This window comes from Stenotrophomonas maltophilia group sp. SKK55, assembly GCF_057179845.1.
Genome location: NZ_JBXUHP010000056.1, coordinates 90,288 through 104,123, shown reverse-complemented (window position 1 = coordinate 104,123; position 13,836 = coordinate 90,288). Strand labels below are relative to the sequence as shown.

The 13,836-nt window shown below is 66.2% G+C and carries 19 protein-coding genes; 1 reads left to right on the top strand and 18 read right to left on the bottom strand.

Annotated elements, in window-relative coordinates; translation table 11 throughout:
- Window positions 1-28: 28 nt before the first annotated feature.
- The 11 genes from AC2A1N_RS17210 to AC2A1N_RS17160 all read right to left on the bottom strand — a co-directional run bounded on the left by AC2A1N_RS17210 (window position 29) and on the right by AC2A1N_RS17160 (window position 7,982).
- Window positions 29-319 (bottom strand): phage tail assembly protein, encoded by a 291-nt coding sequence (locus tag AC2A1N_RS17210; protein WP_010483792.1) that lies wholly within the window; start codon window positions 317-319, stop codon window positions 29-31.
- A gap of 80 nt (window positions 320-399) precedes the next feature.
- Window positions 400-903, bottom strand: coding sequence for a phage major tail tube protein (locus AC2A1N_RS17205; protein ID WP_010483789.1), 504 nt, complete (start codon window positions 901-903; stop codon window positions 400-402).
- Between the two features lie 2 nt (window positions 904-905).
- On the bottom strand, window positions 906-2,105 hold the full coding sequence (locus AC2A1N_RS17200) for a phage tail sheath C-terminal domain-containing protein (protein ID WP_061480690.1): 1,200 nt from the start codon (window positions 2,103-2,105) through the stop codon (window positions 906-908).
- Between the two features lie 107 nt (window positions 2,106-2,212).
- Window positions 2,213-2,803 carry a hypothetical protein gene (locus AC2A1N_RS17195; protein ID WP_061480689.1) on the bottom strand — a complete coding sequence of 197 codons (591 nt, stop codon included), beginning with the start codon at window positions 2,801-2,803 and terminating at the stop codon, window positions 2,213-2,215.
- A gap of 4 nt (window positions 2,804-2,807) precedes the next feature.
- Complete coding sequence (locus AC2A1N_RS17190; protein ID WP_061480688.1) at window positions 2,808-4,307, bottom strand: tail fiber protein; 1,500 nt, start codon at window positions 4,305-4,307, stop codon at window positions 2,808-2,810.
- A gap of 7 nt (window positions 4,308-4,314) precedes the next feature.
- Window positions 4,315-5,094, bottom strand: coding sequence for a phage tail protein I (locus tag AC2A1N_RS17185; RefSeq protein WP_061480687.1), 780 nt, complete (start codon window positions 5,092-5,094; stop codon window positions 4,315-4,317).
- Window positions 5,087-5,983 carry a baseplate assembly protein gene (locus AC2A1N_RS17180; protein ID WP_049444103.1) on the bottom strand — a complete coding sequence of 299 codons (897 nt, stop codon included), beginning with the start codon at window positions 5,981-5,983 and terminating at the stop codon, window positions 5,087-5,089. The genes AC2A1N_RS17185 and AC2A1N_RS17180 overlap by 8 nt, the downstream gene beginning before the upstream one ends.
- A 2-nt stretch (window positions 5,984-5,985) precedes the next feature.
- Window positions 5,986-6,324, bottom strand: a complete 339-nt coding sequence (locus tag AC2A1N_RS17175; RefSeq protein WP_049444104.1) for a GPW/gp25 family protein — start codon at window positions 6,322-6,324, stop codon at window positions 5,986-5,988.
- Between the two features lie 52 nt (window positions 6,325-6,376).
- The gene (locus AC2A1N_RS17170) at window positions 6,377-6,967 is read right to left on the bottom strand and encodes a phage baseplate assembly protein V (protein ID WP_242891794.1); all 591 of its coding nucleotides are present in this window, start codon (window positions 6,965-6,967) and stop codon (window positions 6,377-6,379) included.
- Window positions 6,964-7,518 carry a hypothetical protein gene (locus AC2A1N_RS17165; RefSeq protein WP_484372979.1) on the bottom strand — a complete coding sequence of 185 codons (555 nt, stop codon included), beginning with the start codon at window positions 7,516-7,518 and terminating at the stop codon, window positions 6,964-6,966. The genes AC2A1N_RS17170 and AC2A1N_RS17165 overlap by 4 nt, the downstream gene beginning before the upstream one ends.
- Before the next feature lie 116 nt (window positions 7,519-7,634).
- Window positions 7,635-7,982, bottom strand: coding sequence for a hypothetical protein (locus tag AC2A1N_RS17160; RefSeq protein ID WP_242891790.1), 348 nt, complete (start codon window positions 7,980-7,982; stop codon window positions 7,635-7,637).
- On the opposite strand from AC2A1N_RS17160, the gene AC2A1N_RS17155 reads away from it, so the two are divergent.
- On the top strand, window positions 7,981-8,181 hold the full coding sequence (locus AC2A1N_RS17155; RefSeq protein WP_156476667.1) for a hypothetical protein: 201 nt from the start codon (window positions 7,981-7,983) through the stop codon (window positions 8,179-8,181). The genes AC2A1N_RS17160 and AC2A1N_RS17155 overlap by 2 nt on opposite strands.
- Window positions 8,182-8,261: 80 nt before the next feature.
- Here AC2A1N_RS17155 and AC2A1N_RS17150 read toward each other — a convergent pair whose 3' ends face one another.
- The 7 genes from AC2A1N_RS17150 to AC2A1N_RS17120 all read right to left on the bottom strand — a co-directional run bounded on the left by AC2A1N_RS17150 (window position 8,262) and on the right by AC2A1N_RS17120 (window position 13,813).
- On the bottom strand, window positions 8,262-8,747 hold the full coding sequence (locus tag AC2A1N_RS17150) for a glycoside hydrolase family 24 protein (RefSeq protein WP_061479754.1): 486 nt from the start codon (window positions 8,745-8,747) through the stop codon (window positions 8,262-8,264).
- A complete protein-coding gene (locus AC2A1N_RS17145; protein ID WP_057501923.1) occupies window positions 8,744-9,094 on the bottom strand; it encodes a hypothetical protein in 351 nt (116 codons plus the stop codon). The genes AC2A1N_RS17150 and AC2A1N_RS17145 overlap by 4 nt, the downstream gene beginning before the upstream one ends.
- Window positions 9,091-9,519 carry a Mor transcription activator family protein gene (locus AC2A1N_RS17140; protein ID WP_232460607.1) on the bottom strand — a complete coding sequence of 143 codons (429 nt, stop codon included), beginning with the start codon at window positions 9,517-9,519 and terminating at the stop codon, window positions 9,091-9,093. Before AC2A1N_RS17140 ends, AC2A1N_RS17145 begins: the two co-directional genes overlap by 4 nt.
- Before the next feature lie 356 nt (window positions 9,520-9,875).
- Window positions 9,876-10,259 carry a hypothetical protein gene (locus AC2A1N_RS17135; RefSeq protein ID WP_061479756.1) on the bottom strand — a complete coding sequence of 128 codons (384 nt, stop codon included), beginning with the start codon at window positions 10,257-10,259 and terminating at the stop codon, window positions 9,876-9,878.
- Window positions 10,260-10,413: 154 nt separating this feature from the next.
- Entirely contained in the window at window positions 10,414-11,052 is a 639-nt protein-coding gene (locus AC2A1N_RS17130; RefSeq protein WP_061479757.1) for a deoxynucleotide monophosphate kinase family protein, read from the bottom strand.
- Window positions 11,053-11,092: 40 nt separating this feature from the next.
- Complete coding sequence (locus tag AC2A1N_RS17125) at window positions 11,093-11,320, bottom strand: hypothetical protein (RefSeq protein WP_061479758.1); 228 nt, start codon at window positions 11,318-11,320, stop codon at window positions 11,093-11,095.
- Window positions 11,321-11,476: 156 nt separating this feature from the next.
- Window positions 11,477-13,813: a VapE domain-containing protein gene (locus AC2A1N_RS17120; RefSeq protein ID WP_061479759.1), complete on the bottom strand. Its 2,337-nt coding sequence runs from the start codon at window positions 13,811-13,813 to the stop codon at window positions 11,477-11,479.
- Window positions 13,814-13,836: the final 23 nt, after the last annotated feature.

Here is a 13,836-nt window from a genome sequence, read left to right as displayed (position 1 = left end):
AGCACTCCCTGCCTGATCTGAGGCAGGGTCAGGTGGTAAAAAGCGCGACGCCTGCCTGCAGTCGTGCGTAGTCGCGCAGCGGCATCTTGCGCACGTCTTCCGGCGAGACCTCGCACAGGTTGGCGATCATCCGCACCTCGCGCTGTGCGTCGCTGCCCTTGTCATCCTGGTAGCGCTCCATGTCTTCCACGGTCGGTTCGCGCATGCGCAGCACAGCGGTTTCCATGCCGTTGACCTGGCGCGGGCGGGTGAGGGTGATCTCGGCGAAGCCATCGCGCTCGATGACGGTGTCGATGGGGGTCTTGGTCTTGCTGGACATGGATGCGTTCCTGGAATGCGATGCGGTGCGATGGATGCGGGGGCGCGAGGCGCCCCCGGGTTCTTCAGTGCGGCGAGGGTTCAGATGCCCAGTGCGCCGCGGATGCCGGCCAGCACGTCCACGCCACCCTGGCGGGCGATCATGTTGACCACGTCGATCTCCTGCACGACCTGGGCACCATGGGTCAGCTTGTAGTAGCTCAGCGCCAGGTTGACCTTGATCGTGCCCTTCTCGCCGACCTTGGTTTCGCCACGGTCCAGCAGCTTCACCTTGCCGCGCATGTTGTGCACGACCTGCGTCACTTCGCCGTCATCGCCTTCCAGCGCTTCGCGGGCGGTGAAGCCGTATTCCTTGCTTTCGATGACGTGGAACTTGCTCATGATCTCCGCGTCGTCGGAGGCGAACTCGACATCGGCGGTCAGCTTGTCATGGCCGAGCACGATCTCGGTCGGGGCCAGCATGCCGCCGGCCTGGAAGTCCTCGGTCTTCAGCGACAGCTTGGGGGCGGTGAAGGACATCACGCTGCCGGCATAGCCCTTGCCGTCGACGTAGAAGTTGAAGTTTTTGCGGATCTTGCGCGCCATGCTTAGAAGATCTCCGAGACGTAGTTGTTGTTCATGTGCATGCGGAAGGTCAGCTGCTCACCCGGGTAGGTCGGGGTGAAGTCGAAGTCCCAGTAGAAGCGGCCCTGGGCCACGCTGTCCGCTGCGTTCAGGTCGGGGTCGATCCAGCAGTTGCCGCCGAGGATCGCGCCCTGGGTCTTTAGGCCGCGCAGGAAGGCATTGACACCCTCACGCACGTCGTCGACGTAGGTCTTGCTGATGCCGCGGTCGACGGCCCACAGGTGGGCGGCCTCGAGGCTGTCGGCAATGATGTCGGCAGTGCGCACCACACACAGGAACTGCCACTTCTGGTCGCTGCTGGCGGTACGGTTGCCCCACAGGCGGAAGCCACCTTCGCGGATGATGGTCGCCACGTTCGACTGGTTCAGCAGGTTGGCGCGGCTGGTCGCGTCGGACAGGCCGAAGTCGATCGCACGTGCGGTACCGACCACGCCGTTGAGCTCGAGGTTGGACGGCGATGCCCACCAGCCGCGTTCGTTGTCGCTGCGGGCAATGGCACCGGCCACGGCACCGGAGGCATAGCGGGTGACGATGGCGTCACCGGACTGCACCAGCAGCGCCGGGTCGACCACGTAGACGCGCTTGGAACCGGTCAGGGCGGTGGTGCTCTTGGCAGCGTCGTCGGTGCTGTTCGGGCCATCCTTGATGATCACCGCGCGCAGCTTGTCGGCAATGCCGAGCAGTTCGGCCACGACCGGGTTGGCCAGCAGTTCGGTATCGCGCTTTTCGTGGGTGTGGGTGAAGCCCGGTACCGCCAGGATGCGGGGCTTGATGCCCACCACCGACTTTGCCGCCAGCAGTGCATGCACGCCGGTGTAGGCACCGGTCTGCGCGTTCACGCCGCCCAGCACATTGGCCAGGGTGTCGTTCTCGGTGGCGCCCTTCTCGACGCGGATGACGACGACGACCGCGTTGGACTGGTCGAAGATGGCGTCGAGCTGGCCCGGGAGGGTGCCCTCATCGACTTCGGTTGCGGCGTTGGCGAGCAGCTTGGCTGCCTGCGAACGCGAGGTCACCAGGACCGGAGTGTTGTAGGGGAAGGCGATCTTGTCGGCGCGGGGCGCGGTGCCCACGATGCCGATGACGCTGGTCGAGGCAACAGCGATCGAGCGGGAACCACCATCGATGTTGACGACCTGCACGCCATGCAGAAATTCGGCCATGCGTTGTTTTTTCCTTGGTTGGGTGGGTGCTGCGGTCGCGATCTGCGCCGCATGGGGACATGTTCGTATCTGGCCGCGGCTGGATTAATTGCAGCGGTGGCCCGAAATCACGGTTGCGGTTGCGGTTGCGCGGCCGGGTCGGGTTCGGGGGCAGTGACCATCACCCAGGCAGCACGGGCTTCATCGAAGGTGACCGGGTAGCTGCGATCTGCAGGCGGTGCCAGATCGGTGACCGATGGCGGCAGCGCGACCCCACGGGAAACGGGAGTCGCGAAGCTGGCATCGTGCTTGTTCCACAGCGGTCGCGAGCTGTAGTCCGGCAGCAGCGTCCATTCGCGGCGGCTGGCATTCCACGCGTTGTATTGCGCGGTGGTGCCATCCAGCTTGAATGGTTCGGACAGGGTCACGTCCTTGGGCAACGGCTCGCCCAGCGCAAGGCGATTGGGTATCGCCATCGCGGTGCGTGTGTCCCACAGCATGTGGTTACGGAAATCGGCCACCGTTTCCCAGCGTGAGCCGTCATCGGCCAAGCGCAGTGCCTGGTATTCGCCGGCAGTTTGGCGAGGCGTGACGTCCACGGTGAAGTCGGGCAGGTTCCAGGTACCGTCCGGGGAAGGCTGCAGGCGGATCTTGCCCATGTAGGCGCGGGTATCGGGATCGTAGGAGTGCGCGAAGCGCGGTTCAGTAGGCAAGCTCATGTCCTCAGTACGCGATGCAATAGATCATCCGCAGGCCGGCAGGCAGGTTGCGGTCGCCACCGGTGTTCTCCACCACGATGGTGTGGGTGTGTGCACCGGCATCGGCGGCCGACGCGGCATGGCCGTGGTCACCGACCTGGGCGATGGAAATGGTGTGCGAGTGGCCGCCGGCGCCGTTCATGCCGATGTTGTGGCCATGTGCGCCTGCGCCGTCGGTGCTGAAGCTATGGGCGTGACCGCCGGCGGGTGCTGTGGCGCCGTCCGGATACAGCGCATCGTTGTCGCGTTCGCGATAGACGCCGTAGCCGTTGAGGGCAGGATTGGAGGGAACAACGCCTCCATGCTGGTGGTCGCCGGCCCACGAGGTGCCACCGGTATGCGTATGGTGGCCCTGCGAGTCGGTCCATGCACCGTGCGCGTGGTCACCGACGGCACTGGCGCTGGCACCGTGGGAGTGCGCGCCGCCTGCGCCCACGGAAATGGCGTGGCTGTGGTTGCCTGCTGTTGCCGCGCTTGCACCGTGGGCATGGCGGATCACTTCACCCTGGGTGAAGCTGCCGACCGCTTCCGGGTTCAGCGTGTGCGTGACCACCGTGCCTTCCTGCATTGCCGGGAGGTTGAAGGTGGTCGCACCATCACCGGCGCCGTAGCGGGTACCGATGGCGGCGAACAGTGCCGGATAGCTGGCACGCGGAACAGCGGCGCCATTGCACAGCAGCATGCCGTTGGGCGCAGTGGCACCGGCGAACAGAATCACCTGTCCGGGCACGTGCACGCTGGATGGCACGCCGGTCATGTTGCGCCAGTCCAGGTAATGGTTGCCGTGCCTGCCATCGAGCAGATCGGCATCCAGGCCCTTGTCGGCGCCCTCGTCCTTCAACGCTGCCGATTTCAGCCCCAGGGCGGAACGGAACGCGGCATCGGTTGCGATCGACAGCAGCGTGCGCACGAACTGGGTGGGGGCGCTGGCACCAAAGCGCTTGTCGATGAAGGCACGCAGCCCGCGCGGTGTCACCGCACGCTGGGTGTCTGCACCATCTTCGGTCTCGGTCGTAGTGGCCAACTCGACCACGCCCTGCACTTCGGTGGTGGAAGGGGGATAGATGAATTCGGCATTGCCGAATTCGATCAGCGCGGTATCGACTTCACTGAAGCGGGTATCGGTGGAGAGCAGCAGCATCGAGGCTGCGGTCTTCTCCATGATGGGATCGGTCTGGCCGAAGGTTGCAAACAACGTGCCGTCGCCCAGGTACAGGCCGAAGCCGCGCAGGCTGTAGGCGGTAGCGCTGTCGTCGCGGATCGTGACGTGCAGCGTGTCATCTCCCACGGCGTTGCCGCCGAAAGTGGTGACCCGCTTGATCTCGCCGGGCAGGGCGGTCAGCCCCGTCGTCGGCGTGAATGCCGTGGACGTCAGGCCGATCTCGGTGATCAGCACGGCATTGGTGCCGGTGTTGGGTGGATTGACCAGCTTGGCAAAGCCGGCGTCGGTGATTTTCAAGCGCATGCGGGGTTTACTCTCCGATCAGTTGGATGCGGCGGAAGGTGGTGCCCTGGGCACCGACAAGTGCACCGATACCGGCGCTGGCCTGCATGCCCTGGGTGAAGGTGAAGTGCGATCGCACCGGCTTGGTCCGGCTGATCTCGCCGATCACGTCGTCGACGAACTTGGCGGTGGCGGTCTCGCCGCCCTGGTTGGCGATGGTCATCACCGCTTCGAAGGTGTGCGGTGCACCCTGCGGCTGCATCTCCCACCATTCGCGGATCAGGATCGAGCCACCAAAAGCGGCGACCACGTCGCGCACGCTGCCCCAGGTGCCCTTGCGGCGCTGGATGGCGATCGCGGCGCGTACGCGTGCACGCTTCACCGTCTCCGGCCAATACGCTTTCCATTCGTCAACGGACAAGGCCCAGGCCAGCCAGGGCAGCAATGCGGTCGGACAGCGGTCGGCGTCCCACAGTGCGGTGATGTCTACCGGCAGCGGACGGGCGACGATGGCGCGCGCCAGTCCACGTTCGGCATGGGTGGCATTAGGGGGCAGCAGGTTGGGAGCACCCGGAACCGCGATCTGCGCATCGCCTTCGATCAGCGTGCCGGGTGCCGGGGCGGCCGACAGGATGACCGTGGCGCCGCTGATGGCAACATCGCGCAACCGCTGCCGTCCTTGCTGGTCGGTGCGGTACACCGCCTGCAGGGTTGCCAGTGCACCACCGGGGTGACGGAAGGTACGGTTTCGCCCATCGATGGCACCGCTCAGACGCGCGCCGATCAGGCGGGTGGCAGCGTCACTCATCATTGCCGCCATGGGTCAGCGTGATGCTGGTGCAGTGCGTGGCCTGGGTACGATCAACCACGATGTCTTTGGCCGGGTTGGTGATCTCCACGCGCTGCACGCCCTCGGCATGCAGTGCGGCGAACAATCCCGAACGGGTGACGTCGCGGCCGAGCCGATGCGATTCGCTGATGTAGCGGTCAAGGCGGGTGCGCGCTTCGGCCAGCACCACCTGCGAATCCGGGCCGGCAAAAGTGAAAAGTGCGGCGTCGACCGTGTAGTTGATGATGGCAGCGGGTTTAACCACTACGTGATCGGTCAGTGGTCGCACGTCATCCGCACTCAGCTTTGCGTCGACGATATCGAGCAGACCCTGGGAAGCGGTGCCGTCGCCTTCGCGTGAGAGCACAGAAACCACTACCTCGCCAGGGGAGGGACTGGTTGCGCTGGCATCCAGCACACGGGCGTCGGCGCTCAGCGCGTGGAAGATGTAGGCACCCTCCGGCCCAGCCACACTGAAGCCTTCCGGCCCCAGCTGGATGCGGCGTCGGAAATCCTCGTCACTTTCGTAACGCGGTGCGATGCCTTGCTGCGGCTTGCCGGGGTCCAGCACCTGGCGGGCGATGCCGAAGATCGCAGCCAGATGGTCCAGATCGTTGCCGACGGCATAGGCCAGCATCACGCCACGTGCTGCATCGTTGACCCGCTGGCGATCGAGCAGGCGCAGGTAGGTGCAGACCTCGAGGATCTTGAAGGCCGGGTCCGACGGCAGCAGCGCGTCGAAGGTGGGATCCAGGGCCTGCAGCGCGGTCAGCGATTCATCGAACATGGCTTCGAAATCGAGCACTTCGATGACCGCCGGGGCAGGCAGCTGGGACAGATTGACACTGGTGAACGAGCCGGATGCCACGGTTAGCGAACCTCGATTCCTTCGATGGTGATGGCCTCGCCGTCGGGCAGGTGGATTCCGGTCACTGCCAGGATCATCACGCCGGGGGCGGGGAGGGAGACGTCGATGTTCTCGACGTGGAGACGCGGTTCCCATCGCGCGAGCGCGTCGACGGTGGCCGCGATCAGGTCCATGCGCAGCGAACGGTTGGTCGGCGCATCGATCAGTTCGAACACGCGCGAGCCGTATTCGCGGCGCAGTACGCGGGAGCCAAGGGGCGTGGTGAGAATGTCACGCACGGACTGGTGCAGATGGGCGAGCCCATCCAGTGATTTGCCGGTGTTGGCGTCGATTCCTCGCATGGCCTCTATCGTCGTGGAGTGCGGGTATTCAGGGCATTGCAGGCGTGGCCGATCAGGCCTGCGCCGGCGTGGTGGGAGCGGTCGGCCCCTGCGCGGTGTGCGTGTGTGCCTTCAGCCCGATGGCACCTGCCTTGATCTCGGCGGGTGTGCTGATGTCCTTGCCCGCACTGATCGCGCCGGTGACGTCCAGGTTGCCAGTCGCCTTGATCGACGGCGTATCGAGCACGATCGATTCGCTGGCGATCACCTGCGCACTTGCACAGGTGACAGTGACCTTGCCGCTGCCAACATGGACGTTGAGCGTGCCGGTTTCCTGGTCATACTCGACGATGCTGCCGTCGGCGTACTCGGTGCGCTGCCGCAGTCGCGAGTCGGCGGGCGCCGGGAACCGGTCCTGGTACAGGCTGCCGAGCACGAGTGCCTGGCCGGGGTCGCCATAGGGACAGGCGAGTACCACCTGCTCGCCGGGTTCGGGGGCACACCAGCTGCGCACGCCGGGTCCGGCCCGGCGTTCCAGCCAGGGAATCCAGTCGGTGAGCATGCCGTCGGCATCGACGCGAACACGCCCATTCGCCTCGTCCAGCTCGCGTATCACACCGATCATCAGCAGGTTGCCGATCAAACGTGCGTGTTCGGCGCTCATGGTGCGCGTTCCGGCAGGGGCTGGTAGCGCGCTACATGGGCACGGCCGATCTCTGGCGCGAAGCTGTAGGACGCCTGTGGCACTACGCCTCCTTCATCGTCCCAGGCGTTGTCGCCCAGCGCGACCGGCAGTGACCATTCGACGACCCAGCTGCGCAGGCCGGCCTGTGCGGTTGCGGCGTCTTCGGGCAGGGCCGCGATTACGTCGATCGCACCGCTGGAGGCACCGTGGAAGCGGCCGAGCTGGTGCAGCCAGGTGGCCAATGCAATCGCGGCATTGCGCAGTTGCAGCGCGCCGGCGGTGCTACCGGCCGCCACGACGATGCGTGCCTCGAAACGCAGTACCGCCTGAAGCAGTCCGCTGCCGTCATTGCCTTCCCGGCTGCGGTCACAGCGGGTCAGTGCCAGCAGGCAGGCCGGTGTGGGCATGCCTTCGGTGCTGGCCTCGCGATAGAACTCGACGGTTGCGAAGTCCGGAAAGCGTGCGCGGATGGCGGTTTCGATGGCGCCGTGCAGTGTGTCGAGCGTCGGAGAGGGGGAGTCAGTCGCCATATCAGCTCATGTAGTGAATGGTGGAAGGGCGTGGCCGCGTGGCACGCGCGGTCTGCAGCCAGTGTTGCCATCACCGGATGGGCACGGCATTGCAGGCGTGGCCGCCCGCGGCGGGGTCAGAAGGCCGGCGCGGCGCCGTGGTTGTTGCCGGCGGCGACGCCGCAGCCTGGAGGCGCTACCGGTGCCGAGCCGTTGAGGGTGATGCCGCGCTGACTGCCGAGGCTGCACAGCAGCGCTCGCAGTTGATCGGCCAGCGCGTGGTACTGCCGCGCGACCGCAACGTGATTGCGCAGCAGTGCATCATCAGTAGCTGCCCGCAGGTCTGGCAGCTCGTCCGGCGCACGCAACTGCGCCGGTGCGATGCTGAGATCAACGAGGCAGGGCGCGGCCGGCGTTGGCTTCGCGCCAGATGCGCACGAACTCAGCATCAGCGTCGCCGCGATCACGGCCAGGCGTCTTGGCATGGGTCTCGATGTCCTGTTGCAGGGTGTTGAACTGCCGGGTGCGCTGGGTCTGCATGGCCAAGCGCTGCGATTCGGCCCGAGCACCGGCGCGGGCGTTGGCGAGGTCCCGCTGATGGGCGGCCTGCGCCGTATCAGCGCGCGATGCCTGCTGTGCGGCCTGGGTGCTGGTAACGGCGAGGTCTGCGCTGCGGTCCCGTAGCGTCCACCCCAGCCAGGCGCAGCCTGCGTGGCTTCCGGCTAGGACCAGCAGGCCGATTCGGAACCGCAGGGCGAGGGGCGTCATTGCAGGGCTCCGCCGGCGGCGTGGTAGGCCACGCGCAGTGTTTCCAGCGCATGTTCCTTCTGCCCATAGCCGGCACCGGGCAGCGACGCCCAGATGCGCCGGGCCGCGGTGATGGCGGCATCGAAACGTCCCAGCCGGATCAGCTCGTAGGCCCCGCACTGCCTAAGCAGGGCGACCGCCGCGCGATCCTGCGAGACCGGGCCGAAATCGGGCAGGCCGAGGCGCGCGCGCAGGTCGTCCCAGGTGCTGCGAAGAAACTGGTAGCGGCCGGCGGCGCTGGATTTGATGCCACAGCGTGGCAGCGACACCAGCACGCGGGGATGGTCGCGGTAGTCGTTGAACAGTTGGCCTCCGACGATCACGTCGTAGCCACGGTCACGCGAGCGCTGGCTGGGGATGTCGGTGCCTTCGGACACGGCCAGCATGTCCAGGAATGCGACCACATTGGCGCCGCCGAGGGCGCTGGCTGCGGCGGCCGTCATGCGGCGGCTCCCGGCTGCTTGCGCACCAGCGCGAGCAGCGCATCTATCTGCACGCTCTGCTGGACGATCTGTGCGCGCAGGGCGCTGACCTCGCCGCGCAGCTGGCCGATCTCCTGTGCCATTGCCTCGCGTTCGTGCATCAGGCCGTCGGCGCGGGTGCGTTCGGCGGCAAGCTGCTCCTGCAGGGTGCGCAGCGTGTTGCTGGTGGCTTCGTCGGCGGTACGGTCGACCTTGGCCGACGACAACCATTGGCGCAGCCACAGCGATACCGCGATCAGCACGCCCGAGGTTCCCCCCAGGTACTTGGCCCAGTCCGGTACACCGGCCAGCAGGTCGCTTTCGTTCATGCGCGCGCGTATCCCTTGAGCAGGGCCGGGTGGACCGCCGGCGGTGGCGCGGAGCGGGCACCGCGCAGGGCGCGCTTGATGGTGGTCTGCGAGACACCGAACTCACGTGCAACATGTTCGCGCGGCATGCCGCTGGCCACGGCACGCGCGATCTGATCGCGGCGTTCGTGCGCCCCGGCGGCAAAGCAGGAGGCCAGGAATAGCAGCTCGCCACCGAAATGCGCGACCAGCCGCTGGGCGACGTCGTGGCCGAGGATGTCGATCAGGCGATGCTGATCAGGCAGGGTGGATGGAACGTAGACGATGACGCGGTGGCGGCCGGTGGTGCTGGAGGTGGTCGGCGGCCATGCACGCACCAGCGTGAGGGCTGCGGATTCGCCGATGACCTCGGCCAGGGTCTGGATGCTGTCGGGCAGGGCGTTCATGAAGGATGTCGTCAGTGGCATTGATCTCCACTGTTGCCACCCCGCCCCTTCAGTCAACACCTTTCATCTACTTTCGGCCGTGTGTGCTGAAGACATTCATCGGCGCCGCGAGGACGGGTGAGGAGTGCTGCTGGGCGCGGTGTGATGCCTTGCAACCGCTGGCTGTTGCCACCGATGTTTTCCCCTCCTTTCGTACTCGTGGTCCTCACAAGGCGGAAGGAAGAGCAGATCAAGGAGATGCGGCAGGTACAGGGTGAGGACGACGCCCCGTGGGCCGTCCTCATGCAGGCGAGCGGGCCCTGAAACGAAAAAGCCCCGGACGATGCCGGGGCTTCAGAACTGCAGGTGGAGCTGGATCAAAGGTCGAACACCAGGTTGCCGCCGGTCTTGCGCGGGATGTAGCCCGCGTCGCGCAGCCAGCGGGCGGCATTGACCTGGTCCATGCGCTTGACCGGGAAGCGGTTGGCGAACATCAGGAAACGCGCCACGGTGATCGACTCGCCCTTGCCCTTCAAGGCAGCGAGGGTTTCGGTGAACCACGGCGCGGGCGGCTGCTGGCTGCCGGGGCGTGCGGCGGTCCGTGCCTGCCTGGCGCTGCCGGCGTCGCTCTGGGCGTTGGCCTGCGAGCACAGCGAGATGAAGATCGCGTCCAGGCTCACGGTGTCCTTGCCGCCCTTGGGCTGGGACTTGAACAACTCGATGGCCTTCAGGCGCGTCGACGTGAACTGTTCGACCTCCATGGCATTTCCTCTTTGCGAACGGGGTTGGGGATGCGGGGTGACGACAGGTGTCGTCGGTGATGGGGGACGACCTTACATCATTTTCGCCGACGATGGGTCGGAACCTGCGGGCGGGACAGGGCACGCGGCAGGGCAACGCGGCCTTGCTCCAGGCTCAGATCACGCCGCGCGACAGCAGCTGGTCCAGCGTCCTGCGTACCAGATCGGCCTGGCTACCGTCGTTGCTCACCTCGATGTCGATCAGTTCATCGGGCAGTGGCTGCTCGCTGGTGTGGGTCTGATGGATACCATGGCCCGGGCGGTTGACGCGGATCACGACACCGCCGCGGCGGCGGATCGCATGTGCTTCATTGGCGAAGCGGACATCAGGTACCAGGCCGCCCGCTGGCAGGCGTGCGAACAGCGAACGTACCCACAGCTCGGGATGGACGCGATCACGCCCCCATTCGATGCCGGCGGCCTGCATCAGGTGGCGTGGAGTGAATTCAGCCAGCCAGTCGATGGCGTCCTCCTTGCGGTTGTCCAGTTCACGCAGCGACAACCCGAGGAGGGAGGCGACGAACTGCCGTAGCGGGGCGGCGAAGCTGTCGCAGGGTAGTGCCAGTGCCGAGGCCAGTCCGTTGGCGAGGGTGTCCTTGCCGGCCCGCCTGCCGCCGGCGATGCCGATATAGAGCGGAGGACGCGCTTGCGGAGCCGCTCTCAGCGCGATGCTGCCCAGAGCGGGGCCGGTACGGAACGCAGCCAGCGTGTCGGCAATCATGCGATGGCCGCTGTCGAGGGAGGCGGGAATCATGCGGAATCTACTCCTGGGAAAATTCGGCAGTGCGGGCGGGTCAGGAATCGCGACCGGCCGTGCTGCGTGCGCGCAGGATGCGCTGGGTGATGCGACCACCTCGGGCAGCCGCCGCGATCGGGTCGAAGCTCAGCATGGCGGAACGTGTACGGCGGCCGGCAGCAAGGTGGTCGCGGATGGTGCGTTCGGAAAGCACCGGTACCCGCTGGTGGATCTGCTGCACGGTCAGCTGCTCACCTTCGAAGGCATGCAGTCGGGGACGAGGCATGGCGGAAGCGCTCCTGGAAGGTGGCGAAGCCGATACGGATATCTTGCCTCTGTGGACCGTCCTCGTCAACACCTTTCATCTACTGGCATCCCAATTGGGCGAGGTGACACTCAGCGCTGCTGCGGTCGATCTGATGGCCGTCATGGATTCATGGCATCAGAACGGACCGGCTGCGTGCCCGGCGAGGTTGAGCTTTCGCGGTGGCATCAACCAGACCTTGGCCCGTTCCTTGCCGACCACCTTCGTGCGCACATCATGGCGCTTGACCACATAGGCGGCGGCCTCGTTGACCTCGCGGCGGTTCGGCTTGTCGATGCCGACCGCGATGACAATCTCGGTGGCACGGTACTGTGCGCTCCACTGCACGGCAGGGACGGACCAGTCGAAGTAGCGGTCGATCAGCTCGGCGATCGGAGAGATCGGTTCGTGCTCGCTGTTGGTGGCGTTCAGCGCATCCAGTTCCTCGCTGGACAGGTGCCAGGTCTCGCCGTCGCAGTAGAGCGCATGGGCTTCGGCCCACACCTGCTGCATGTCGATCCGTGCCGGTTCGCCCAGGCCCACGGCATGCACAGTCCACCAGCGGGTGTTGCCGGTGGCGTCGCGCAGGAAGCGCTCGTCATTCACGCTGGCGAACAGGATGGTGCGCCGCGCATAGCGGGATTCCGTGCGCGCATACGGGCGGCGGATCTCGTCGTGGCTGCGTGAGATGAACGACTTCAGCGCAGCGATATCGGTGCGACGGAACGTGGCGTCGACTTCGCCCAGTTCCACGATCCACTTGGAGATGACTTGTTTGATGCTGTCCTTGTTGGCCGGATCGAGCACCACGCCATCGGCGATCAACTGCAGCTCGGCCGGTGCCAGTTGCCGTGCCCAGCGCGTCTTGCCCAGGTTCTGCTTCGAAACGAAGGTCAGCACACCACGCGCCACCACGCCGTCCGGCTCAAACGCCGCGGCCACGCCGGAGATCAGCCAGCGACGCATCAGCACTTCCTTCAGGATGCGGCCGTCGGCCATGCGCGTGGGTTGAGCTTCCTGCACGGTGTCGAAGAACGCCTGCAGGCGGGACTGGCCATCCCAGGGCCGTGAGGTGATCCAGCTGGCGACGGGATTGTACGGATTGGCCTCGGCGACCTGGCACAGGTTGGTCTCGAAGCTGGCGATGGCCATGCCGGCGCGGTGCATGCAGTCCATCACTTCACCGGCAGCCACCTCCTTGGCATTGTCGACCGTGCTCTGAAGCCCCGGGACCAGGATCTCCAGATCCTTGCGGATGACGTTGTAGCGCACGGTGACGCCGGTGCGCCGGCACAGCTCGGCCAGATTGCGCGCGGTCGGCAGCGGGCGTCCGCGCGCGCCGGTGTCGGGGAACGGAGTAAAGGCATCGAATGCGGACAGGTTGCCGGGTACCTGGTAGCGTGCGTTGGACGACGATGGCGCATCCTCTTCCGCAGTGTCTTCCTCGGTAATGGCAGGCGGCCGAGGGAGCAGTTGGGTGCGCACTGCCTCCAGCCCTTCGCGCAGGTGCAGATCGTTGAAGTCGGTCGGGCGGTCATCGTCGTCGTGCAGCGCGGCGAACTCGGGCCACACCACGCGCGCGTCGATCTCTGCGGCAGCGCGAGTGGCGTGGGTGACACCGGGATTGTCCAGCGGTTGCCGGGTCCATCGGTCGTTGTCGGCACAGATGACGAAGTCGGCATCGGGAACCGCGCTGCGCCAGGCACGGGCGACCGCAGCGAGATTGCCTGCGTCCCAGGCCACCACCACGCACCCGCCCGTGGCCTGGTGGATTGACGCCGCCGTGGCGTAGCCCTCGGCGATGGCGATCGGCTGTCCAGGCAGCGGCTTGCCAATGACGTGGAAGCAGCCCTGTTTGCGGCCTCCGCTGAGAAAGTCCTTGTCGCGGCCGAGTGCCGGATCCGTGCGCGGAAAGATCGCCTGCAGCGAGACGATCCGGCCCGTGGCGTTCATCACCGGCACCAGCAGGGCATTGTCGATGTAGCGGAAGACCAGGCCGTCGCTGTTGCGCACGGGCCATGCCGCCACACGCAGCGCATGCGCGTGGATACCCTTGCGCATCAGGTAGGGATGGTGCACGTCTGCGGGCAGGGCGCGGTTCCACAATACGTTGGCGGCCTTGGCTGCGGCCTCCTCTCGTTCGCGCTGCTGCCGTTCCCGTTCGGTACGGGCGACTTCCTGGCGTTGCCGGATCGTGCGCTGTTCGGCAGCACTCAGTGTGGTTTCCGGCTTCGCACACCAGGCATGGCGGCTGCCAGTGCGCCAGCTGCCGAACTCACCGGCCGGCACGTGGTCTCCGAACAACACGGCCCAGCCATTGCGGGTGCCATGGCGGTCGCCTTCCACATGGAAGCGCACCAGCGTGCCATCGGCGTTGAGTGCGTCGCGGCCACGTGCATCCGGCACGATGCCATGCGCGTGCATGGCCTGCAGGAACGCCGGAACGATGTCCTGCGCTGGGTGCGGTGTGTGCATTCGACGGGGCCCCTTGGAACGTG

Coding starts and splice junctions, on each gene's coding strand:
- AC2A1N_RS17140 (WP_232460607.1), bottom strand. CDS start 9,519: ATGAACGCCCTGCCCGACAGCATCCAGACCCTGGCCGAGGTCATCGGC.
- AC2A1N_RS17150 (WP_061479754.1), bottom strand. CDS start 8,747: ATGACGGCCGCCGCAGCCAGCGCCCTCGGCGGCGCCAATGTGGTCGCA.
- AC2A1N_RS17145 (WP_057501923.1), bottom strand. CDS start 9,094: ATGAACGAAAGCGACCTGCTGGCCGGTGTACCGGACTGGGCCAAGTAC.
- AC2A1N_RS17125 (WP_061479758.1), bottom strand. CDS start 11,320: ATGCCTCGTCCCCGACTGCATGCCTTCGAAGGTGAGCAGCTGACCGTG.
- AC2A1N_RS17120 (WP_061479759.1), bottom strand. CDS start 13,813: ATGCACACACCGCACCCAGCGCAGGACATCGTTCCGGCGTTCCTGCAG.
- AC2A1N_RS17185 (WP_061480687.1), bottom strand. CDS start 5,094: ATGAGTGACGCTGCCACCCGCCTGATCGGCGCGCGTCTGAGCGGTGCC.
- AC2A1N_RS17205 (WP_010483789.1), bottom strand. CDS start 903: ATGGCGCGCAAGATCCGCAAAAACTTCAACTTCTACGTCGACGGCAAG.
- AC2A1N_RS17130 (WP_061479757.1), bottom strand. CDS start 11,052: ATGATTCCCGCCTCCCTCGACAGCGGCCATCGCATGATTGCCGACACG.
- AC2A1N_RS17135 (WP_061479756.1), bottom strand. CDS start 10,259: ATGGAGGTCGAACAGTTCACGTCGACGCGCCTGAAGGCCATCGAGTTG.
- AC2A1N_RS17165 (WP_484372979.1), bottom strand. CDS start 7,518: ATGGCGACTGACTCCCCCTCTCCGACGCTCGACACACTGCACGGCGCC.
- AC2A1N_RS17210 (WP_010483792.1), bottom strand. CDS start 319: ATGTCCAGCAAGACCAAGACCCCCATCGACACCGTCATCGAGCGCGAT.
- AC2A1N_RS17160 (WP_242891790.1), bottom strand. CDS start 7,982: ATGCCAAGACGCCTGGCCGTGATCGCGGCGACGCTGATGCTGAGTTCG.
- AC2A1N_RS17155 (WP_156476667.1), top strand. CDS start 7,981: ATGGGTCTCGATGTCCTGTTGCAGGGTGTTGAACTGCCGGGTGCGCTG.
- AC2A1N_RS17195 (WP_061480689.1), bottom strand. CDS start 2,803: ATGAGCTTGCCTACTGAACCGCGCTTCGCGCACTCCTACGATCCCGAT.
- AC2A1N_RS17200 (WP_061480690.1), bottom strand. CDS start 2,105: ATGGCCGAATTTCTGCATGGCGTGCAGGTCGTCAACATCGATGGTGGT.
- AC2A1N_RS17170 (WP_242891794.1), bottom strand. CDS start 6,967: ATGAGCGCCGAACACGCACGTTTGATCGGCAACCTGCTGATGATCGGT.
- AC2A1N_RS17190 (WP_061480688.1), bottom strand. CDS start 4,307: ATGCGCTTGAAAATCACCGACGCCGGCTTTGCCAAGCTGGTCAATCCA.
- AC2A1N_RS17175 (WP_049444104.1), bottom strand. CDS start 6,324: ATGCGAGGAATCGACGCCAACACCGGCAAATCACTGGATGGGCTCGCC.